Origin of the sequence: Duganella fentianensis (assembly GCF_964031615.1) — a bacterium.
Classification (GTDB): domain Bacteria; phylum Pseudomonadota; class Gammaproteobacteria; order Burkholderiales; family Burkholderiaceae_D; genus Rugamonas; species Rugamonas fentianensis_A.
The window spans coordinates 94099-115010 of the sequence record NZ_CAXIQN010000005.1 but is presented as its reverse complement, the minus strand read 5'-3'; the positions used below and the strand labels follow the sequence as shown (position 1 = coordinate 115010).

Genomic DNA, 20912 nt, shown 5'->3' with positions numbered 1-20912 from the left:
TGTTATTTGTCGGCGGATTTGCTTTGCGGCGCAGGGCCGGCAATCCGGGCGATGTATTCTTTTTCCGTCGGCAGATTGCCGCCTTCCCAGCGTTCCACGCGGCCGTCCTTACCGAAGAACACGATCACGCGGCTGGTGGTCAGCTCGCCGTTACCCTTGGCCATGCGGAACGGGTAGTCCCAGCGATTGCCATGGAAAGGATCTTCCAGCAGCGAGCTGCCGAAGATGAAACGCACCTGATCGCGCGTCATGCCCACCTTGAGCTGGGCCAGCATTTCTTCCGATACGAAGTTACCTTGCTGAATGTCGGGACGATACGGCGAGAAGAACCACATGAACTTCTGCAACTGGGTGATAGTCGTCGTCTGCGCACCCTTGCTGGCGTCCAGCGTGGCGCCGGTCTCTTTCACTTCGGTCGATTTCTCGCCCAGCGTGGTCTTGGTGGCGCAGCCGGACAATGCCAGCGCGAAGACAGCTGCTGCCAGCACGGGCAGGCGGCGTGGGGTGGACTGCAACTTGGTCGGCTTGGGTGCCTGGGTGACGCGCATGTTTATCCTCAATCGGTTCGAGCGGAAGTGCCGAAAAACGCTATATCATAATGCACATGATGCAAGATGGGGCTAGCCGGGCACAGTTTGCGCAGGCATTATCCACCAAATCCAGCAGTATGTCCTTGTTTTATATAACTAAAATGTAAAACATTGCAAATTGCCGCGCGCCAGCGCAGCAGCGCCGCCGCAACGTTGCTGCGGCCAGCGCCGGAGTACGTTAAACTGTCGCCTCACCAGCACACATCCACACCACTGTAAGAGTCGCCAACATGGGTAACAATCCTAACGATCTGAAGGCCAGCGGCCTGAAAGCCACGCTGCCACGTCTGAAAATTCTGGACATTTTCCAGAACAGCGACGTGCGCCATCTGACCGCCGAGGATGTCTACAAGATCTTGCTGGCAGACAACATGGACGTGGGTCTGGCCACCGTCTACCGCGTACTGACCCAGTTCGAACAGGCTGGCTTGCTCAACCGCAATCACTTTGAAACGGGCAAGGCGATTTTCGAACTCAACGAAGGTTCGCACCACGACCATCTGGTCTGCCTCGATTGCGGCCGCGTGGAAGAATTCTTTGACGAAGAGATCGAAGTGCGCCAGCAGGTCATCGCGCAGGAGCGCGGCTTCAAGATCGCCGAGCACGCGCTGGCCATCTACGGCAACTGCACCAAAACGGCCTGCCCGCACCGCCAGTAAGCCTGCCGCCGCGCCGCCGCACTAGGCACAGCCCGCGCAGCGCTGCGCGCGGCCTAGCCGCTTATTGCTGGCTCAGCGCATTCGACAGCAGCTTGGCCGTAATATCCACGATCGGAATCACCCGCTCGTAAGCCATACGAGTAGGGCCGATCACGCCGAGCGTACCGACAATCTTGCCGTGCGCCGTGTACGGTGCCGTGACCACACTCATTTCATCCATCGGCACCAGACTCGATTCGCCGCCGATGTAGATCTGCACACCATTGGCCTTGCTCGACACATCGAGCAACTGCATGAGTCCCGTCTTCTGCTCGAACATATCGAACATCTGACGCAGCGAGCTCATATTCGAGGACAGATCGCTGACCGACAGCAGATTGCGTTCGCCGGCAATCACCATGTCTTCCGAATCGTCGGCCATGGCTTCGCTGCCCGCTTCCACGGCAGCCTGCATCAGCCGCCCCATATCGTCGCGCAGTTGTTTGACCTCACTCTGCAGACGGCGCTGCACTTCGTCGAACGCCAGCCCACCGTAGTTCTGGTTGATGTAGTTGGCCGACTGCACCAGCTGGGCGGGGCTGTAATCCACATCCGTCAGCAGCAGACGGTTCTGCACGTCGCCACCGGGCGCCACGATCACCAGCAGGATGCGTTTTTCGCCCAGACGCAGGAATTCGATATGCTGGAATACCGATTCGCGCCGCGGCGCCAGCACCACGCCGGCAAACTGCGACAGCGACGACAGCATCTGCGCCGCGTTATTGATCATCTTCTGCGGCTGCGGCGCCTGCAGGCGCAAGCGGCCCTCCACCGACTGCTCGTCCAGATGCTGCACCGTCAGCAGGGTATCGACAAAGATGCGGTAGCCGCGCGGCGTAGGTACGCGGCCAGCCGAGGTATGGGGGCTGGCCACATAGCCGAGTTCTTCCAGATCGGCCATCACATTGCGGATGGTGGCCGGTGACAGATCCAGACCGGAAATCTTGGACAGAGCGCGCGAACCGACCGGCTGGCCGTCCGCGATATAGCGCTCCACCAGAGCTTTAAGCAAAGTTTGCGCGCGGGGTTCGAGTTGCATGATGAGTGGTTCGATTAAAGCGAATTGCTGGCTACTTACTTCCTATTATGCACCGATGACAGGCCGGAGTGCTATGCAGCGTGGCATCAATGCTGCATCTGCCCCTCTAGCCAGTGACGCAAATCATGCAGATCGTGGCAGATCGCGTCCGGTGCCACCCCGGCTAGTTCGGCATGCTTGACGTCGCTGCGGCGCATCCACACGGCCCGCAAGCCCGCCTGCTGGGCGCCCTGCACGTCGAGCCGCAGGTCGTCGCCCACATACACGGCATGCTCGGGCGCTACCCCCATGGCGGCACAGGCGGCGTGGAAAATCGCCGGATCCGGCTTGGCCAGCCCGAAGCGGCTAGCGGCCAGATTGACCTTGAAATGGTGCTGCAAGCCGATCACGTCCAGATCGGCATTGCCATTGGTGACCACCCCCAGTGGCAGCAAGGCGCCCAGCCGGGCCAGCCCCGCCGCTACATCGGCATACGGCGTGACAGCATTGCGGCACTGGGCGAAATGGGCCATGGCACCGTCCAGATGACTGTGATCGGCGCCGATCTCGTGCAGCGCCTGCGCCAGCGCCACGCGGCGCAAGTTGTACAGATCGACGATCAGCTCCGGCTGCCGTTCCAGCAGGGCCATGCGCTGGCTGCGCAGTTCGGCAATGCTGTAGCGCGCGGTCAGTGCGGGCACGCGCTGGCTCAGCCAGTCATGCCAGCTCTGTTCGGCGCTGGCGATCACGGGGGCGATCGGCCAGAGCGTATCGTCAAGGTCAAACAGCAGGGCTTGCGGGCGGCGCTTCATCATCACTGGAACAGTCGGTAAAAGGCTTATTGTCGCACCAATCCCCCCAAGCCGGTGCGAGCTGAACCGGAGCAGCGTCCCGCGTGGTAAATTAACAGATTGCCCATGTGGAGTTATCGTGTCCCGATTGTCCCTGCCCCGCTCTTTTGTTTCCCTGCCGCCCGTGCTATTCACCGCGCTGCTGGCATCGCTACTGGGCGGCTGTACCGCGCTGGCACCTGCAGCGGCGCCGGCGCCAGAATTCAGTTCCTACGTCGTGCTGGGCGAAAACGGCCGTGCCGTGGCGCGCGTGCTGATCGATGCGCCGGCCTGCCCCGCGCTGCAGATAGACCAGCGCAGCGTGGCCATGACCGTGCGCTCGCTCCCTGCCACCGTGCCGCTGCGCCCCACCGTCTCGCCGCCAGCCAACTCGAAACCCGCCGTCTTTCCCCTGCTGACCTGCGAAGCCGAGCTGCCGGCCACCGGCAGCTATGCCAGCGCCAGCGTGCTGGGGCGTGCTTTGCCCCGTCCCGTGGCAGCGCCACAGCGCATTGTCGTGCTGGGCGATACAGGCTGCCGGCTGGCCGACCATGCGCAGAGTTATCAGGCCTGCAATGACAAGGATGCCTATCCGTTTGCCCGCATTGCCGCCGCTGCCGCTGCATGGCAGCCGGATCTGGTGATCCACGTGGGCGACTACCATTACCGCGAAAACGCCTGCCCGGATGGCAACGCCGGTTGCGCCGGCAGCCCGTGGGGCTATGGCTGGGACGCATGGCGGGCCGATTTCTTTGCGCCCGGCGCGGCCCTGCTGCAAGCCGCACCATGGATCATGGCGCGCGGCAACCACGAAAACTGCAGCCGTGGCGGTCAGGGCTATTGGCGCTGGCTCGATCCGCGCCCCTTGCTGCCCCAGCGCGATTGCGATCATCCCGCCAACGACAAGCTGGGCAACTACAGCGCACCGTATGCCGTGCCGATCGGGCAGGACACCCAGCTGCTAGTGATCGATAGCGCCAGCACCAGCTGGCGCGGCTTCAAGCCGGGCGATACAGGCTGGGAGCAGTACCGCGACACTTACCGCCAGCTGGCCGCACTGGCCGCCCGGACGCCGCGCAATCTGGGCATCGTCCACCACCCTATGCTGGCCATGGGGGCCGACCGCAAGGGCGATGGCCCTATCCAGCTGCTCAAGGGCGATGCCGGCCTGCTGCAGAGTTTCGGCTCGCTCAATCCGCTCTACCTGCCGGAAAACATCCAGACCATGCTGTCCGGCCATGTGCACCTGTGGGAGCAGATGAGCTTCTCCAGCCCCCACCCCAGCCAGTTCGTCTCCGGCTTTTCCGGTACGGCGGAAGACATCGTGCCCCTGCCCGAGCAACTCCCGGCAGGCGTGACGCCGGCACCGGGCGCCGTGGTGGAAGCGTTCAGCCACTGGATCGATGGCTTCGGCTTCATGACCATGGAGCGGCAAAGCGCCGACCAGTGGCTAGTACTGATCCACGACCTGCAAGGGCAGATCCGCAACCGCTGCCAGATCAACGGCCGCCATTCGCGCTGCGAGCAGGCGCAGGTCAGATAAGCGGACAGCCAGCCCGGCTGGCATCCGCAGGGCCGCTGCCGGCCGCCCCCCGTGTCACAGGCTGTTACATCGGCAAGTGCGCCGGGTGTTACCAAATGCACTAAAATACGGGCGATTCCGTGTAAGATGCCCCGGCTGCGCCCCACTGGCGCCCGCCCCATTTCGTTTTGGAGAAGAGTTTATGAAAAGTTTGTATCAGCGTGCAGGCCTTGCCCTGCTGTGCAGCGCGATCCTCGCAGGCTGCGGCGGCGGTGGCGGTAGTATGGCTCTGAGCGGCACCATCAGCGGCCTGGGCAAACCTGATCTGGTACTCGTGAACACCAAGAATGGCGAAACGCTGGCCATTGCATCCGGTCAGGCCAGCTTCGTCTTCACCAAGCTGGTGGCCCCGGACGAAGAATTCGACGTGCAGGTAAAAACCCAGCCTACCGGCGCCAAATGCGATCCGGTCGGTACCACCACCAAAGGCAAAGCCAGCGTCTACACGGTTTATTCGCTCCAGTTCACTTGCCAAACCAATCCCTACACCCTGGGCGGCACGGTTACCGGCCTCGATACCAAAGGTCTGGTGCTGACCAATGGTTCCGATACCGTCAGCATACTGCCGCCAGCGACGCCGGGCGCGGCCGTGAGCTTTACCTTCCCGACCATGGTGGCCGATGGCTCGCCTTACGGTGTCACCATCCTGACCCAGCCTAAGGACACCACCAAGGTCTGCACTCTGAGCAACGCCGTCGGCAATATGCCAGCCGGAAACTACAACGGCATCAGCGTTACCTGCCAATAATCTCTGCGCAACAGGCCGCCATGCTGGCGGCCCCCTGCCTGTCTATTCTGGAGCAATCGATGAACATCAAATTTATGGGCGCCGCAGCGGCGCTGGTACTGGGCGCGGCACTGGCTGGCTGCGGCGGCAAACAGCAGTTCGCCGTCCAGGGCACGATTACCGGCCTGAGTAATGCGGGTCTGGTACTGGCTAACGGCAGCGACACCGTCAGCGTGCCGGCCGGCGCCACCACCTTCACCATGCCTAAAACGATAGACTACGGTGCCAGTTTCAACGTGGTGGTACAGACCCAGCCAGCACACCAGACCTGTACGCCTGCCACCGCCACCTCGACCGGTTCGGCTGGCCACACGCTGTCGATTAATGCTGTGATCAGCTGCGTACATAATAGCTACGCACTGGGCGGCAAATTCACTGGCCTGTACGCCAACAACGATGCGACCTCGACCACTGCGGCAACCCCGCGCACCGTAGTGCTGCTGAACGGCACTACCGGCGGCCAGTTGTCAGTGTCCAGCGCCATGGCCGATACCAATACCCCGGGCGCAGGCTTCTTCAACTTCGCGGCCGCGGTGCGTTTCGGCGATGCCTACGGTGTGACCATCCTGTCCCAGCCTAGCGACGTCAACTGCACGCTGACCAATGGCAGCGGCATCATGCCGGAATCGAACGTCAGCAATATCGTGCTGACCTGCGTGCCGAAAACCTGATTTCAAGGAGGCCCGCGAGGCGATAGGCGCGTCATAGCAAGTCCGGCATAGAAATTCACAATGTGAATGATTGATATGCGAAAAATAAACTTGCCTTATATGACGCGACGCAGCATACTAGACCTGTCTCCTCCACTTCTTGCAAAGGAATTGGATTTAGCCCGCTCTCTGTAGCGGGCTTTTTTTTGCCTGCGCGGCTAGCCCGCCAGACTGGCGGACAAAAAAAAACCGCCAGCAGAGCTGGCGGTTGCAGGCTAGTTCCGGGCAAATCAGGGCAGATTGGCCAGTGCCACGTACTGTTCCAGACTGATGGTTTCAGGGCGCACGGTGGGATCGATACCCGCTGCGATGATCTGGGCTTCCGTGAACATTCCCGCCAGACAGTTGCGGATTACTTTGCGGCGCTGCGAAAACGCTTTCTGCACCACGGCTTCCAGCCGCGCGCCATCACAGGCCAGCGGCTGCGCCAGCGGGATCATGCGCACGATGGCGGAATCGACTTTCGGCGGCGGATCGAAAGCATCGGGCGGCACCACGAACAGCAACGTCATGTCATAACGCCATTGCAGCATCACGGACAAACGGCCATACACTTTGCTGCCCGGCTCGGCCACCATGCGCTCCACCACTTCCTTCTGCAGCATGAAATGCTGGTCCTTCACCTTGGGAGCAAAGGTCGCCAGATGGAACAGCAGCGGGCTGGAGATGTTGTACGGCAGGTTGCCGACGATGCGCAACTTCTGGCCTTCCGGTACGGGCAGGCTGCCGAAATCGAATTTCAGCGCGTCGCCCGCGTGCACGGTGAGCTTTTCCGGACGATAGCGCTGCTGCAGCCGCGCCACCAGATCGCGGTCCAGTTCCACCACATGCATGTGCGGCAGGCTGCGCGTCAGCTGGTCCGTCATGGCACCCAGACCGGGGCCGATTTCCACCATGGTGTCGCCGGCGGCGGGGGCGATAGAGTCGGTGATGCGGTCCAGAACGTGCTGATCGTGCAGGAAGTTCTGGCCAAAGCGTTTGCGGGCAACGTGTTTCATGATGTTCTTATAAAGTTTGTGAGGCAGCGACCATCGCCAGTGCGCTATCGATCGCGGCCAGCATACTACCACTGTCTGCCCGCCCCAGCCCCTGTGCGGCCAGATCGAGCGCCGTGCCATGGTCGACCGAAGTACGGATAAACGGCAGCCCCAGCGTGATATTCACGCCGCGCCCGAAGGTGGCGTACTTCAGCACGGGCAGGCCCTGATCGTGGTACATGGCCAGCACGCAGTCGGCCTCCTGCAGATATTTAGGCTGAAATACCGTGTCGGCCGGATACGGGCCACGCGCATCAATGCCGGCCGCCTGCGCTGCAGCCAGGGCGGGCTGGATCACATCGATTTCTTCGCGCCCCAGATAACCGTTTTCGCCGGCATGGGGATTCAGGCCACATACCAGTATGCGCGGTGTGGCAAGGCCAAATTTGTGTTTCAGATCCTGATCGATGATGCGCAAGGTACGCAGCAGACCGTCCACGCTGAGTGCTGCCGACACCTGCTGCAAGGGCAGATGGGTGGTGGCCAGCGCCACTCGCAGCGGTGCTGCGCCCGTTGCGCCAGTTGCGCCGGTAGCCGGATCGCCGGCCAGCATCATCACTACCTGTTCGGTGCCGCTGTGCTGGGCCAGATATTCGGTGTGTCCCGTGAAGGCGATACCGGCATCGTTAATGGTGGATTTCTGCAGCGGTGCCGTGACCATGGCGCTAAACCAGCCCGCCTTCAGCCCTTCCAGCGCCAGATCCAGCGTGGCCAGCACGCTGCGGCCGTTCAGATGATCGAGCTGTCCGGCTTTCACATGGGCCGCCAGCGGCACATCGATGGCGATCAAGCGGTCCGGTCCGAAATGGGGCAGCCCCCCATTACGCACCGCCTGCGAGGACAGTGCCGAAATACGGATAGCAGGATCAATATCGGCGGCCAGCATGGCCAGATAGGCGGCATCGCCCAGCAGCACGCAGTTGGCCTGCTGACGGCGCTCCCACGCGGCGCGAATGGCGATCTCAGGACCAATGCCGGCCGGTTCGCCGACCGTCAGGGCCAGCACGGGCCGGCGTCCCGCTAATTGATTGCTAGCGCCCACGGGCGACCCTTTCTGCTGATGTGATGAGGTGCAGGCCGTCCTGCCGGATCGGCCTGCGCGCCTTATTTGGCGGGGTTGCTGCCGTCTTCCGTACGGAACTCGACGTAGGCGCGGTCGCGCACTTCACGCTGCCAGCTTTCGCCCGCTTCTTCCATCTTGCGCTCGCGGATAGCCTGACGGGCATTGTTACGCTCGCGCTCTTTCGAGACGTCGTCGCTCTTACGTTCCAGTACTTCGATCAGGTGCAGACCGAAACTGGTTTCCACCGGATCGCTGACTTCGCCGATCTTCAGGTTGTTCATGGCCGCTTCGAATTCCGGCATGGTATCGCCCGGATACAGCCAGCCCAGATCGCCGCCCTTGGAAGCGGAACCGTCGTTCGATACCAGACGCGCCAGATCTTCGAACTTGGCCGCCTTGTTATCCAGCCGTTCCTTCAGTTCCAGCAGCTTGCGCTTGGCATCGGCGGCGCTCATGGTGGGCGTAACCTTGATCAGGATGTGACGTGCGTGGGTCTGCTGCACGGCAGCTACCGCCTGTGCTTCGGCCAGACTGCGGCGCTCGAACACCTTCAGAATGTGGAACGCGCCCACGCTCTTGATAATCGGCGTGACCTGACCCGGCTTCAGCTTGGACAGCGCTTCCGCGAACACGGGCGGCAGACGCTCAGGCTGACGCCAGCCCACCACGCCGCCCTGCAGCGCATCGCTGGAATCGGAATAGGTGCCGGCCATCTTGGCGAAATCGGCACCGGTGCGCAGCTGGCGCATCACGTCTTCGGCGCGGGCACGGCGCTGGGCAATCACTTCGGCCGTGGCATTGTCCGGAATCCGGATCATGATCTGCGAAATATTCAGCTCGAACTGCTCGGCTGCAGCGGCTTTTTCGGCCGCCAGGAAGCTATCCACTTCGGCGTCGGAAATCTGGATCTTGGCATCGACTTCATGCTCGCGCAGACGCTGCATGATGATCTCTTCGCGGATCTCTTCGCGGAAGGCAGCGTAAGGCATGCCGTCTTTTTCCATCTGGTTGCGCAGATCCTGCACACTCAGCTTCTGTGCTTCGGCGATACGGGCGATAGCGCGATCGAGCTGCAGGTCATCTACCCGCACGCCCATCTCCTTGGCCATCTGCAGCTGGGCGCGTTCCACGATCATACGTTCCAGCAGTTGGCGACGCAGGTCGGCAGCATCGGGCAGCGCCACGTTCTGCGCTTTCATACGGCCGGTCACCGTCTTGATACGGTTATTCAGTTCGCGCTGGGTGATCACATCGTCATTCACGACCACCACGATGGAATCGATCGCCACATTGCCCGATTCACCGGGCGGCAGGAAACCTTTGCCATCGCTCTTGACGGCTGGCTTGGCAGCCAGCGTGGCGGCCGGTGCTGCGGTAGCAGCCGGTGCGGCGACTGGGGCTGCTGCAGGGGCAGCGGCCGGCTTTTTGCCGAACAGGCTGCAACCGGCCAGCGCGCTGCTGCACAACAGCAGCGCCAGAACTTTCATCGGGATGGGACGGGCATTACGCATGGTAGAAGCTCAACAGTCAGTAGTCATCAATCAAACAGCAACTGCTATCCGGATAGGATGGCAGGCACCGGGGTCCTTAACGGCCATAGCCTTCATTTAAACGCTGGTAACCGGGAATACTATTCTTCATCGCTTCGAGCGGGCTGCCCACACCGAGGTGGGACAGGCCGTTCAGCTCCAGCTGGAAGAAGATCGGGGTGGAAGCCTTGGTCGAAGTCGTCACGAAACGCTGTGCACCCATACGGAACACCCAGCAATCGCTGTTGTACTCTAGACCGATCAGACTTTCCAGAATTTTCTTATCCTGCATCGAGTAGCTGACCCGGCCCACGCCATACCAGCGCTGGAAGATCGGCCACTGGCTCGACACATCGATATTTTTAAAGCTGTTACGCAGATAGCGGTAGCCCAGATTCAGTACCTTCTTCTGGCCCGGCAGCCACTGCACGGTATAGCTTTCCGAGACCACGCGGCTCTGGCTAGGGCTGTACTGCACGGCGCTATCGAAGCCCCAGCTTTCGGCGATGCGGCCGGTAGCGGCCAGCAGCATGTCGGAACGGGCATCCACCACCGGCGTGGAGGAGTTCAGCTGCACGCGCTGATCACGGAAATAGAAGCGCTGGCCGAACGCGAGGCGCAGGGCTTCGGCGCCCGCTTCATTGAGGAAGCGCGAGACCAGTGCCGCCGTCAGCTGGTTGGCGTCGCCGATCCGGTCAGAACCGACGAAGCGGTTCTCGCTGAAAATCTGGCTGAAGTTGAAGGTCGCCGCATCGGTATCGAAAGTGGGGAAGCGGCTCTGGTCACGGTAGGGCGTGTTCACGTAGAACAGGCGCGGCTCCAGCGTCTGCGTCACTTCCTTGCCGCCCCACTGGAGCGGACGCTCGAACACCAGCCCCGCATCGACCGACAGTGTCGGCACCACGCGCGACAGCTGCTCGGCCTTGCTGCCGGTAGTGTCATTGGCATCCAGATCGTAGCGCGCCAGATTCACACTGGCCTTGGGCGTAATGAAATAGCTGGCGCCGATCAGCGGATAGCTAAGCTGGGGTATCGCCACCATACGGGTGCCGCGCAACAGGGTCGGGTGATAGAAGCGTGTCAATTCGCTGTCCATGGCCCAGTCAAAGCCGCCGGCCACGTCGTACTGGGCGGCGTGGAAGTTAATCGCCGGCAGACGGTCGTAAGGGCGCGAAACGAACAGGCTAGGATCGACCAGCGCTTCCGGATCCTGCAGTACCTGATACTTCTGTACGCGCGCCGTCAGGGTCCAGAAGTCGCCATGATAGTCGGTGCGCAGTTCACGCAGCAGCTGGCGTTCCGTCGAGCTGGACACCGTCTTGGAAAAATCATTCGGATAGTTGTTGTCTGATGCCGCGCGCACCTGCCAGCCGTACGACCAGTCGGTACTCAGTTCCTGCGCATGCTGCGAACGGATACTCCAGCGGTCGGTCGAATCACCCGGCGTGGCGGGAATGTACTGCTTATCATGCGGCAGATATTCCAGATAGGTTTCGCCCTGATACAGCCCGCCTTCCGTTTCGCCCAGATAGCGCCCGTTGGCGCCCAGCTGGAAGCCGCGACGGGGAATGATTTTCGGGTACACCGTCAGATCGCGGTTAGGCGCGATATTGAAGTAATACGGCACCGTCAGTTCGGCCGCGCCTTTCGAGCCAAAGCCCGGCATCGGCGACAGCCAGCCGGAGCGGCGCGCACCGGACAGCGAGAACGACAGCGCTGGCGTACCCAGAATCGGCACATCCTTGAAGTAGATGATGGTCTTGCCGGCCGTACCCACATCGCGCCCCGAATCGAGGTTCAGGGTATTCGAGCGCAGATACCAGTCCGGATTGGCGCTCTGGCAGGTGCTGTAAGTGCCGTTCAATACCAGCGCTTCATCTTCATTGAGGAAGTTGATGCGCTCGGCCTTGCCCTGCGCATGGTTGGCTTCCAGCCGGTAGGTCGGGTTGAGCATATAGCCCTGCCCCGTATCCATATTCAGTTGCAGCGCATCGCCCGTGAAATAGTCACCAAAGCGCCAGATGCGCACATGGCCTTCCGCCTGCACTTCATCTTCCACCTGCCGGTAGCAGGCCGTATCGGCCTTGACGCGGGTCTGGTCCTTGACCAGTTCCGCATCGCGGTTCAGGGTGATTTCGCGCTCGGGGCGGCCGGTAATGTCTTCCGCCTGTATCACCGTCACTGCGGCCTTGTTCTCCACCCGTGGCGCGCGCGTCTTGCCGGGCAGGCTCTGGGCGTAGCCGGGCACGGACGTTACCGTCACGATGGCAGTCAGGGCATAGGCCCAGCGGGGCGAGGTAGAGGGGGGCAAAAGCCAGCGCAGGCAACTCATGAAAAATAAGGGCGTACCACCATGACAGGCGATTTTTTAATCTGAATCCCTTATTATAGGGGAATCTACAGTCTATACCGGTTTCCGCCGTTCGCTCCATGTCTTTATTACAGAATTTACCATCTGATACGCCTGCTAACAGCGCGCTTAACACTCCCGACCTGCGTCTGGCCGCTCTCACGGAGTGGCTGGCCGGCCTGAACGTGGTGAATACCGCCAGCACCCGCCCCGCTTCGGCCGATGCCAGTTTCCGCCGCTACTTCCGCCTTGATGTCTTGCCAGAACAGCAAGCAACGCTGGGCAGCACCCTGATCGCCATGGATGCGCCGCCGGAACGCGAAAACGTGCTCGGTTATGTCAAGGTCGCAGAAATGCTGCGTCAGGCCGGCGTGAGCGTGCCGCGCATTATCGCCACCGATTACGAACGGGGCTTCATGCTGCTGTCCGATCTGGGCACCACCACCTATCTGCAAGTGCTGAATCACGATAACGCCTCCGTCATGTACGCCGAAGCGCTGGAAGCCCTGAGCCGCTTCCAGCTGACCAGCGTGCCGGACGTACTGCCCGAATACGACCGCGCTTTCCTGCTGCGCGAAATGCAGCTATTCCCCGAGTGGTACATCGGCCAGCACCTGAAAGCTACCCTGACCGAAGCCCAGCAGAAATCGCTGCAGGGTGTGTTCGACGCGATTCTGGCCAATGTGACGGCGCAGGCGCAGGTGTTCGTGCACCGCGACTACCACTCGCGCAACCTGATGCAGATCGACGTGGGCAACCCCGGCGTACTGGACTTCCAGGATGCGCTGTACGGCCCCATGACCTACGATCTGGCCTCGCTGCTGCGAGACGCCTATGTGCAGTGGGATGAAGAACTGGTACTGGACTGGGTGATCCGCTACTGGCAGCACGCCAAGTCGCTGGGCCTGCCCGTAGCCGCCGACATCGATGACTTCTACAAGGATTTCGAGTTCATGGGCTTGCAGCGCCACCTGAAAATCCTTGGCATCTTCTGCCGCCTCAACTACCGCGATGGCAAGTCCCAGTATCTGGACGACCTGCCAACCGTACTTGAATACGTGCGCAAGACGGCGGGCCGCTACCCCGAACTGAAACCCCTGCTGCGTCTACTCGACACGCTGGAAAACAAGGCGCCGCAAGTCGGCTACACCTTCTAAGGGGCCGCCATGAAAGCAATGATCTTCGCCGCCGGTCGCGGCGAACGCATGCGCCCGCTGACGGATACCACGCCCAAGCCGCTGCTGGTGGTGCGTGGCCGCCCGCTGATCGTCTGGCACGTGGTGAATCTGGTCAAGGCCGGAATTACCGACATCGTCATCAATCACGCCCATCTGGGCGAGCAGATCGAAGCTCTGCTCGGTGATGGCAGCAAATACGGCGCCAACATCCAGTATTCGCGCGAAGGCACGGCGCTGGAAACGGCCGGCGGCGTGGCGGCCGCGCGCCACCTGCTCGGTGAAGAGCCTTTCCTCGCCATTTCGGCCGACCTGTTCATCCCGCAGTTCGACTTCACGCAGGTGCTCGACGTGCTGCACGATAAAGACCTGTGGGGCAATCCCTATCCACCTGAGAAGCGCGATGTGTGCTGGCTGTATCTGGTGCCGAATCCCGACTTCCATCCGGATGGCGATTTCGGCCTGACCATGTACACCGTGAATAACGACGGCACGCCGCGCTACACCTTCGGCAATATCGGCGTGTACCGCATGGAACTGTTCGACGGCATTACGCCGGGTAGCCACGCCAAACTGGGCCCGCTATTGCGCGCAGCGGCAGAACGGGGACAGGTAGGCGGCGAAGTCTACACGGGGCCATGGCACAACCTTGGCACCGTGCAGCAGCTGGAACAACTCAACGCCCCGCTGTCGCTGCGGCCGGCGTCTATCCAGTGAACAGCGCGGCCAGCCTGATGGCCGCCTGCGCGGCGCGCCGTGCGCGCCTGCTGGCGCAACTGCCGGCGGGCGCCGTCGCCGTGCTGGCTACGGCACCAGAAGTGGTGCGCAACGCCGACAACGAATACCCGTATCGCCATGACAGCGATTTCTACTACCTGAGCGGCTTCACGGAACCGGACAGCGTTCTGGTACTGGTAGCCGCATGCGCCGAGCGCGCCGCACAGGCCATCCTGTTCTGCCGCCAGAAAAACCCCGAACGGGAAATCTGGGATGGCTACCGCTATGGCCCCGAAGCGGCGCGCGTAGCCTTCGGCATGGATGCCGCTTACGCCATCGAAGACCTCGACGGCGAAATGAGCCGCCTGCTGGCCGATGCACCGGCACTCTACTACCCGCTCGGTGGCAGCCTCGAAACGCAAGTTAAAGTCTGGCGCTCGGCGCTACGCGCCCGTGCCCGCACGGGCGTAACGCCGCCCGACAGCACAGTCGATCTGCTGCCCATGCTGGCAGAACTACGCCTGCGCAAGGACGCCGAAGAACTGGCCTGCATGCAGCGCGCGGCCGACATCTCGGCGCAGGCCCACCTGCGCGCCATGCTGGCCACCCGTCCCGGCATGTACGAGTACGAAGTGGAAGCGGAGCTACTCTACACCTTCCGTCGCAGCGGCGCACAGGCACCAGCCTACAACTCCATTGTCGCCAGCGGCGAGCGTGCCTGCGTGCTGCACTATAGTGCCAACAACGGCGTGTGCCGCGATGGCGAACTGCTGCTGATCGACGCTGGCTGCGAGTACAACAGCTACGCGGCCGACATCTCGCGCACCTATCCTGTCAATGGCCGCTTTAGCGACGCCCAGCAGCGCCTGTACCAGCTGGTGCTGGATGCACAAGCGGCTGCGCTGGGCGCCGTCGCGCCGGGCCGTCCGTATGCCGACATGCATCAGGCAGCCGTCAAAGTGCTGGCGCAAGGCATGCTTGATCTGGGACTGCTGCGGGCCGATGTACACGGCACGGTAGACGACGTGATCGCCAACCAGCACCACCAGAAGTTCTACATGCACGGCACCGGCCACTGGCTAGGGCTGGATGTGCACGACGTGGGACACTACCGCGACATCACCGTCGCCGACAAGCCCTCGCGCCCGCTACAGCCGGGCATGACGCTGACGGTGGAGCCGGGCATCTACGTGCGCCCTGCGCCAGACGTGCCCGAGTGCTACTGGAACACCGGCATCCGCATCGAAGACGATGTGCTGGTGACGGACAGCGGCTACACCATTCTGAGCGCTGGCGCGCCCAAGAGCGTGGCCGACATCGAACACCTCATGCAACAGCGCCCTAAGCCATAAGCTGATGCAGCAACCCGAAATGCAGCAATCATGAGCACTACCCCGAATTCCCATAGCACTGAATACGATGTCGCCATCTGCGGTGCCGGTCCAGCCGGCATGGCACTGGCCCTGCTGCTGCACCAGCGCGGCATGGCGGCCGAGCGCATCGTCCTGATCGACGCCCGCTCGCTGGCACAGGCTAGCGACGATCCCCGTTCGCTGGCACTGGCATGGGGCAGCCGCCAGATTCTCGACGCTATCCACGCATGGCCTGCCGTAGCGACGCCGATCGAACAGATTCACGTGTCGCGCCGCGGCCAGTTCGGCCGCAGCCTGATCGACCGCAGCGAGCACGATCTGCCGGCACTAGGCTACGTCACCCGCTACGGCGACATCGTCACGGCGCTGGGCGCGGCCTGCCTGAAAGCGGGCATCCCCATGCTGCGTCCCGCCCGCGTAGAAAATATCGACGAACAGGCCGACCATGTGCGCGTGGTGCTGGCCGGCGATACGCCTGCCGTACGCGCGGCCATCGTGGTGCAGGCCGAAGGTGGCCTGTTCAGCGATCAGGCCAGCCGTGCGCAGCGGCGCGACTACCAGCAGAGCGCCGTCATCGCACAGGTGCGGGCTGAGCGTCCCATCGCTGCGCGCGCCTATGAACGCTTCACGGAACAGGGACCGCTAGCCCTGCTGCCGCAGGATCAGGGCGGCACTACCGGCGAATACTCGCTGGTGTGGTGTTTGCGTCCGCCAGAAGCGGCGCGCGTGCAGGCGCTGGACGACGCCAGCTTCCTCGCCGAACTAGGTGCCGCTTTCGGCTCCCGCCTTGGCTGCTTCGTGCACGCCACGCCACGACTGGCCTTCCCCCTTGGACTGAACGCCGACCCGCGCAGCACCGCGCGCACGGTCGCCATCGGTAACGCAGCACAGACGCTGCATCCGGTCGCCGGACAAGGTCTCAACCTCGGCCTGCGCGATGTAGCGGTGCTGGCCAAGGTGCTGGCACAGGGTGCCGATCCGGCCCATTTGGCACAGTTCACCGTGCTGCGCGAGCAGGACCGCCAGACCACCGTGCGTATCACTGATACCATGGCGCGCATCTTCGCCAGCACATCGCCCCTGCAAAGTTTGCTGGGTCTATCGCTGACCGCCATCGACCTCGTACCGCCAGCGCGCAATATGCTGGCCGAACTGCTGATGTACGGCCGCCGCTAACAGGCAGAGAAAAATGAAAATACGTGACGCCATTGCCGATGACGCTCAAGCCATAGTCACCATCTACAACCACTATGTGCTGACCACCACCATCAGTTTCGAAGAGCAGGCGGTGACGGCAGCGGAAATGCAGCAGCGTATCGCCGATGTCCAGCGGGGCGGCCTGCCTTGGCTGGTGGCCGAAGAAAATGGCGTAGTCGTCGGCTACGCCTATGCCACCAAATGGCGCGTGCGCCATGCCTATCGTTTTTCAGTCGAGAGCTCGGTGTATCTAGCGGCTGATGTTGCGGGCAAAGGTTGGGGCACAGCGCTCTATCAGCAACTGCTGGAGCGCCTGAGCGCCAGCGGCTATCACCTCGTCATCGGCGGCATCGCGCAGCCGAATGCAGCGAGCATCGCCCTGCATGAAAAAATGGGCTTCGAAAAAGTCGCCCAATTCCGCGAAGTCGGCTTCAAGTTCGGCCGCTGGATCGACGTAGGCTACTGGGAAAAGTCGCTCGCTACTTGCGCCACTGTCACAAACTAGCCTATCACCTCGGCCAAGCCCTCCCCTCTTTCCCGTCTCGTGTGGTAAACCTTCTGCGTTTTCCTCTTAAACCCTCTTATTTTCTCTTCTTTCCACTTATTTTCTCTGCATTTAAATCTGGTCTTTCGTTTGATCTGCAACAGAAGCCCATATTAGCAAGCAGAGAAAATAAGAGGGAAACAGAAGAAAAAAGAGCAAATAAGAGGAAATCGCAGAATGTTTACCACAGTGATCGCCCAACTGGACCCCGACACCCTGCTACGACTGATTCAGCACCTGCAGCGCAACGGTCAGTCTCCGGATGTCAATGCAGCCATCAACACCGCGCTAAAATTTTGGCTAGATGAAAGTGTCAAACTTGCGCCCGAACCCAGTGCTGCCCGACAGCGCGGCTACCAGTGGAAAACCGTCTTTCTACCAGAGGGCACCCTCCTGCGCTCATGGAGCTACGGCGAGCATAATTATGCCGAAGTCATTGGCGATCAGATCATTCATCAGGGCCGTTCCGTCAGTCCCAACCAGTTTGCCCGTTCATTTGCGCGCAGCATGCGCAACGCTTGGATAGACCTTTCCATCCGCCGGCCGGGTGAACATCACTACACCATCGCCAGCCGCCTGCGCGATGAATCTCTGAAAAAGAAATAGCTCCTCCCTCGCACCGACATTTACTATCAGCGCGACGTGCGCGCATAAAAAAACGGAGCCCTGATCGCTCAGGGCTCCGTACTCTTGCAGCCAGCAAGCACGCGTATGCTTTACTCGACCGCTTTCACCATATCCTCGATCACTTTCTTGGCATCGCCAAACACCATCATGGTGTTAGCCTGATAGAACAGCTCATTATCCAGACCGGCATAGCCGGAAGCCATGGAGCGCTTGTTGACGATGATGCTCTTGGCTTTGTACGCTTCCAGAATCGGCATGCCGGCAATCGGCGAGCTCGGATCTTTGGCAGCCGGATTGACCACGTCGTTCGCGCCCAGAATCAGCACCACGTCGGTCTGACCGAATTCGCCATTGATGTCTTCCATCTCGAACACCTGATCGTACGGCACTTCGGCTTCCGCCAGCAGCACGTTCATGTGGCCCGGCATACGGCCTGCCACAGGGTGGATCGCATACTTCACGTTCACGCCCTTGTGAGTCAGCTTCTCTACCAGTTCTTTCAGCGCGTGCTGGGCACGTGCCACCGCCAGACCGTAGCCCGGCACGATGATCACGCTTTCCGCATTCGCCATGATGAAGGAGGCATCGTCTGCCGAACCGGATTTGACGGGACGCTGTTCCTTCGCAGCACTGCTGCCCGCTTCCGCTGGTGCACCACCGAAGCCGCCCAGAATCACGTTGAAGAAGGAACGGTTCATGGCCTTGCACATGATGTACGACAGGATCGCACCGGATGAACCCACCAGCGAACCGGCGATGATCAGCATCGAGTTATTCAGCGAGAAGCCGATACCGGCAGCCGCCCAGCCCGAATACGAGTTCAGCATCGACACCACCACCGGCATATCCGCACCGCCGATAGGAATGATGATCAGCACACCGAGCACGAAGGCGATCGCTGTCATGATCAGGAACGGCAGCCAGGCTGGCGTGGCGCCGCTATCGAAGCAGAACACCAGGCCCAGACCCACCATAGCCAGCGCCAGCAGCAGGTTGAGCATGTGCTGACCGGCGAAGTTGACCGGCGCGCCCTGGAACAGACGGAACTTGTATTTGCCCGACAGTTTGCCGAACGCGATCACCGAACCGGAGAAGGTAATCGCACCCACAAAAGTACCGATAAACAGTTCGATACGGTTACCGAACGGCAGCGCTTCGCCAGCCTGCGCAATGCCGAAAGCCTGCGGCTCCGACACGGCAGCCACCGCGATACACACCGCGGCCAGACCGATCAGCGAGTGCATGGCTGCGACCAGTTCCGGCATCTTGGTCATTTCGACCTTTTTCGCCAGCACGGCACCGATGCCGCCGCCCACGACTACGCCCAGCGCCACCAGCGTGAAGCCGCCAGCGCTGCCGTGGCCTGCGGCCGCCGCTGCAGCCGCCATGGCCTGCAACTTGAAGATCAGCGCCACAGTGGTAACGAACGCGATGGCCATACCCGTCATGCCGAAAGCATTACCGGCACGTGCCGTGGCCGGCGAGGACAGACCTTTCAGCGCCTGAATGAAGCACACCGAAGCGATCAGGTACAGCAGGGTAACCAGATTCATGGAGATACCGCTCATGCCTGCTCTCCCTTGTTAGCTGCCGCCTTAGGCGCCTTCTTCTTGAACATTTCCAGCATGCGCTGGGTCACCAGAAAACCGCCGAACACGTTCACGGCTGCCAGTGCCACGGCGATCGTGCCGGCCACCTGCCCCACCAGACCTTCGGTCAGCGCGGCCGCCAGCATGGCGCCCACGATGATGATGGCCGATACGGCATTGGTCACGGCCATCAGCGGCGTATGCAGCGCAGGCGTCACGGTCCACACCACGTGATAGCCCACATAGATGGCCAGCACGAAGATGATCAGATTGATGATGGTATGGCTCACTTCCATAAAACCTCCTTTTATTTTCTCAACAGTTCACCGCCGCTGCACAGCAGCGTGGCTTTGAGGATTTCGTCTTCGCGGTCGATCACCAGCTGGTCTTCCTTGTTGATGATCAGCTTGAGGAAGTCGAGCACATTGCGCGCATACAGCGCCGAAGCATCAGCCGCCACCAGCGTTGCCAGATCGGGCTGGCCGACGATGTGCACACCGTGGCGCACCACCGTTTCGTTCAGCACGGACAGCGGGCAGTTACCGCCCTGCGCTACCGCCAGATCGACGATCACGGAGCCCGGTTTCATGGCTTTCACGGTGTCTTCGGAAATCAGTACAGGCGCTTTGCGGCCAGGGATCAGCGCGGTAGTGATGATGATGTCTGCCAGCTTGGCGCGTTCATGCACCAGCGCCGCCTGACGCGCCAGCCAGTCGGCCGGCATAGGACGGGCATAGCCGCCCACCCCCTGCGCGATTTCCTTCTCTTCGTCGGTGAGGAAAGGCACGTCGATGAATTTGGCGCCCAGCGATTCCACCTGTTCTTTGACGGGCGGACGCACGTCAGACGCTTCGATCACGGCGCCCAGACGCTTGGCGGTAGCAATCGCCTGCAGACCGGCCACGCCCACGCCCATGATCAGCACGCGCGCCGCTTTCACGGTGCCAGCCGCCGTCATCAGCATAGGCATGAAGCGCTGGTAGGTATTCGCGGCCACCATCACGGCCTTATAGCCGGCGATGTTAGCCTGCGAGGACAGCACGTCCATCGACTGGGCGCGGGTGATACGCGGTACGGCTTCCAGCGCAAACGCCTGCAGGCCAGCCGCCGCCATGGCAGCGTTGTTATCGGCATCAAAGGGATTGAGCATGCCGATCAGCACCGTGCCAGCCTTCATCAGGCCACGCTCCGCTGCCTCCGGTGCGCGCACCTTGAGCACCACGTCCGCACCGTATGCGTCAGCCGCGGTGCCGATCTGCGCACCTGCTGCCACATACGCCTCGTCGGTCACCGATGCTGCCAGACCAGCGCCTGCCTGCACGATCACACTGTGCTTGGCTGCCAGCTTCTTGACGGTTTCGGGCGTTGCCGCAACCCGGGTTTCGCCCGGCCGCGTCTCGGCCGGTATGCCTATTCTCATGCTGCCTCCCAAAGATTGATAAACTGACTAGAATCTAACACGGATTGCCGGGGCTGCACGCGGCAGAGTTTTCCCC

20 protein-coding genes are annotated in these 20912 nt (G+C 61.6%); 10 read left to right on the top strand and 10 right to left on the bottom strand.

Annotated elements, in window-relative coordinates; genetic code table 11:
* Nucleotides 1–2: 2 nt before the first annotated feature.
* Nucleotides 3–548, bottom strand: a complete 546-nt coding sequence (locus ABNT42_RS03050) for an outer membrane protein assembly factor BamE (RefSeq protein WP_348693845.1) — start codon at nucleotides 546–548, stop codon at nucleotides 3–5.
* 272 nt (nucleotides 549–820) lie between these two features.
* On the opposite strand from ABNT42_RS03050, the gene fur reads away from it, so the two are divergent.
* A complete protein-coding gene (fur, locus tag ABNT42_RS03045) occupies nucleotides 821–1249 on the top strand; it encodes a ferric iron uptake transcriptional regulator (RefSeq protein WP_161039845.1) in 429 nt (142 codons plus the stop codon).
* A gap of 61 nt (nucleotides 1250–1310) precedes the next feature.
* On the opposite strand, the gene hrcA is transcribed toward fur, so the two are convergent.
* On the bottom strand, nucleotides 1311–2327 hold the full coding sequence (hrcA, locus tag ABNT42_RS03040; RefSeq protein ID WP_348693842.1) for a heat-inducible transcriptional repressor HrcA: 1017 nt from the start codon (nucleotides 2325–2327) through the stop codon (nucleotides 1311–1313).
* Nucleotides 2328–2413: 86 nt separating this feature from the next.
* Nucleotides 2414–3121 (bottom strand): HAD family hydrolase, encoded by a 708-nt coding sequence (locus ABNT42_RS03035; protein WP_348693840.1) that lies wholly within the window; start codon nucleotides 3119–3121, stop codon nucleotides 2414–2416.
* Between the two features lie 115 nt (nucleotides 3122–3236).
* On the opposite strand from ABNT42_RS03035, the gene ABNT42_RS03030 reads away from it, so the two are divergent.
* From ABNT42_RS03030 to ABNT42_RS03020, 3 genes are all read left to right on the top strand, one after another.
* Nucleotides 3237–4679, top strand: a complete 1443-nt coding sequence (locus ABNT42_RS03030) for a metallophosphoesterase (RefSeq protein WP_348693838.1) — start codon at nucleotides 3237–3239, stop codon at nucleotides 4677–4679.
* Between the two features lie 181 nt (nucleotides 4680–4860).
* Nucleotides 4861–5466 (top strand): hypothetical protein, encoded by a 606-nt coding sequence (locus tag ABNT42_RS03025; RefSeq protein WP_348693835.1) that lies wholly within the window; start codon nucleotides 4861–4863, stop codon nucleotides 5464–5466.
* Nucleotides 5467–5525: 59 nt separating this feature from the next.
* The gene (locus ABNT42_RS03020) at nucleotides 5526–6176 is read left to right on the top strand and encodes a hypothetical protein (protein WP_348693833.1); all 651 of its coding nucleotides are present in this window, start codon (nucleotides 5526–5528) and stop codon (nucleotides 6174–6176) included.
* 269 nt (nucleotides 6177–6445) lie between these two features.
* On the opposite strand, the gene rsmA is transcribed toward ABNT42_RS03020, so the two are convergent.
* From rsmA to ABNT42_RS03000, 4 genes are all read right to left on the bottom strand, one after another.
* Complete coding sequence (gene rsmA / locus ABNT42_RS03015) at nucleotides 6446–7213, bottom strand: 16S rRNA (adenine(1518)-N(6)/adenine(1519)-N(6))-dimethyltransferase RsmA (RefSeq protein WP_348693831.1); 768 nt, start codon at nucleotides 7211–7213, stop codon at nucleotides 6446–6448.
* A 7-nt stretch (nucleotides 7214–7220) separates the two neighbouring features.
* The gene (gene pdxA, locus ABNT42_RS03010; RefSeq protein WP_348693829.1) at nucleotides 7221–8294 is read right to left on the bottom strand and encodes a 4-hydroxythreonine-4-phosphate dehydrogenase PdxA; all 1074 of its coding nucleotides are present in this window, start codon (nucleotides 8292–8294) and stop codon (nucleotides 7221–7223) included.
* A 62-nt stretch (nucleotides 8295–8356) separates the two neighbouring features.
* On the bottom strand, nucleotides 8357–9826 hold the full coding sequence (locus tag ABNT42_RS03005) for a peptidylprolyl isomerase (RefSeq protein ID WP_348693826.1): 1470 nt from the start codon (nucleotides 9824–9826) through the stop codon (nucleotides 8357–8359).
* A gap of 76 nt (nucleotides 9827–9902) precedes the next feature.
* Nucleotides 9903–12176 (bottom strand): LPS-assembly protein LptD, encoded by a 2274-nt coding sequence (locus ABNT42_RS03000; protein ID WP_348693824.1) that lies wholly within the window; start codon nucleotides 12174–12176, stop codon nucleotides 9903–9905.
* Between the two features lie 98 nt (nucleotides 12177–12274).
* Here ABNT42_RS03000 and ABNT42_RS02995 point away from each other — a divergent pair, with 98 nt between their 5' ends.
* From ABNT42_RS02995 to ABNT42_RS02970, 6 genes are all read left to right on the top strand, one after another.
* Nucleotides 12275–13351, top strand: a complete 1077-nt coding sequence (locus ABNT42_RS02995; protein WP_348693822.1) for a phosphotransferase — start codon at nucleotides 12275–12277, stop codon at nucleotides 13349–13351.
* A 9-nt stretch (nucleotides 13352–13360) separates the two neighbouring features.
* On the top strand, nucleotides 13361–14086 hold the full coding sequence (gene murU, locus ABNT42_RS02990; RefSeq protein WP_348693820.1) for an N-acetylmuramate alpha-1-phosphate uridylyltransferase MurU: 726 nt from the start codon (nucleotides 13361–13363) through the stop codon (nucleotides 14084–14086).
* Between the two features lie 17 nt (nucleotides 14087–14103).
* Complete coding sequence (locus ABNT42_RS02985) at nucleotides 14104–15438, top strand: aminopeptidase P N-terminal domain-containing protein (protein WP_348694010.1); 1335 nt, start codon at nucleotides 14104–14106, stop codon at nucleotides 15436–15438.
* A gap of 30 nt (nucleotides 15439–15468) precedes the next feature.
* Nucleotides 15469–16635 carry a UbiH/UbiF/VisC/COQ6 family ubiquinone biosynthesis hydroxylase gene (locus ABNT42_RS02980; RefSeq protein WP_348693818.1) on the top strand — a complete coding sequence of 389 codons (1167 nt, stop codon included), beginning with the start codon at nucleotides 15469–15471 and terminating at the stop codon, nucleotides 16633–16635.
* Between the two features lie 13 nt (nucleotides 16636–16648).
* Nucleotides 16649–17161, top strand: a complete 513-nt coding sequence (locus ABNT42_RS02975; protein ID WP_348693815.1) for an arsinothricin resistance N-acetyltransferase ArsN1 family B — start codon at nucleotides 16649–16651, stop codon at nucleotides 17159–17161.
* Nucleotides 17162–17377: 216 nt separating this feature from the next.
* Nucleotides 17378–17806, top strand: a complete 429-nt coding sequence (locus ABNT42_RS02970) for a hypothetical protein (protein ID WP_348693812.1) — start codon at nucleotides 17378–17380, stop codon at nucleotides 17804–17806.
* A gap of 110 nt (nucleotides 17807–17916) precedes the next feature.
* On the opposite strand, the gene ABNT42_RS02965 is transcribed toward ABNT42_RS02970, so the two are convergent.
* Genes ABNT42_RS02965 through ABNT42_RS02955 form a run of 3 tightly spaced genes read right to left on the bottom strand, consistent with a single transcriptional unit; the run spans nucleotide 17917 to nucleotide 20836 of the window.
* Nucleotides 17917–19395, bottom strand: a complete 1479-nt coding sequence (locus ABNT42_RS02965; RefSeq protein ID WP_348693809.1) for an NAD(P)(+) transhydrogenase (Re/Si-specific) subunit beta — start codon at nucleotides 19393–19395, stop codon at nucleotides 17917–17919.
* A complete protein-coding gene (locus ABNT42_RS02960) occupies nucleotides 19392–19712 on the bottom strand; it encodes an NAD(P) transhydrogenase subunit alpha (RefSeq protein ID WP_348693806.1) in 321 nt (106 codons plus the stop codon). Before ABNT42_RS02960 ends, ABNT42_RS02965 begins: the two co-directional genes overlap by 4 nt.
* Nucleotides 19713–19723: 11 nt before the next feature.
* Nucleotides 19724–20836 (bottom strand): Re/Si-specific NAD(P)(+) transhydrogenase subunit alpha, encoded by a 1113-nt coding sequence (locus ABNT42_RS02955; RefSeq protein WP_348693803.1) that lies wholly within the window; start codon nucleotides 20834–20836, stop codon nucleotides 19724–19726.
* Nucleotides 20837–20912: the final 76 nt, after the last annotated feature.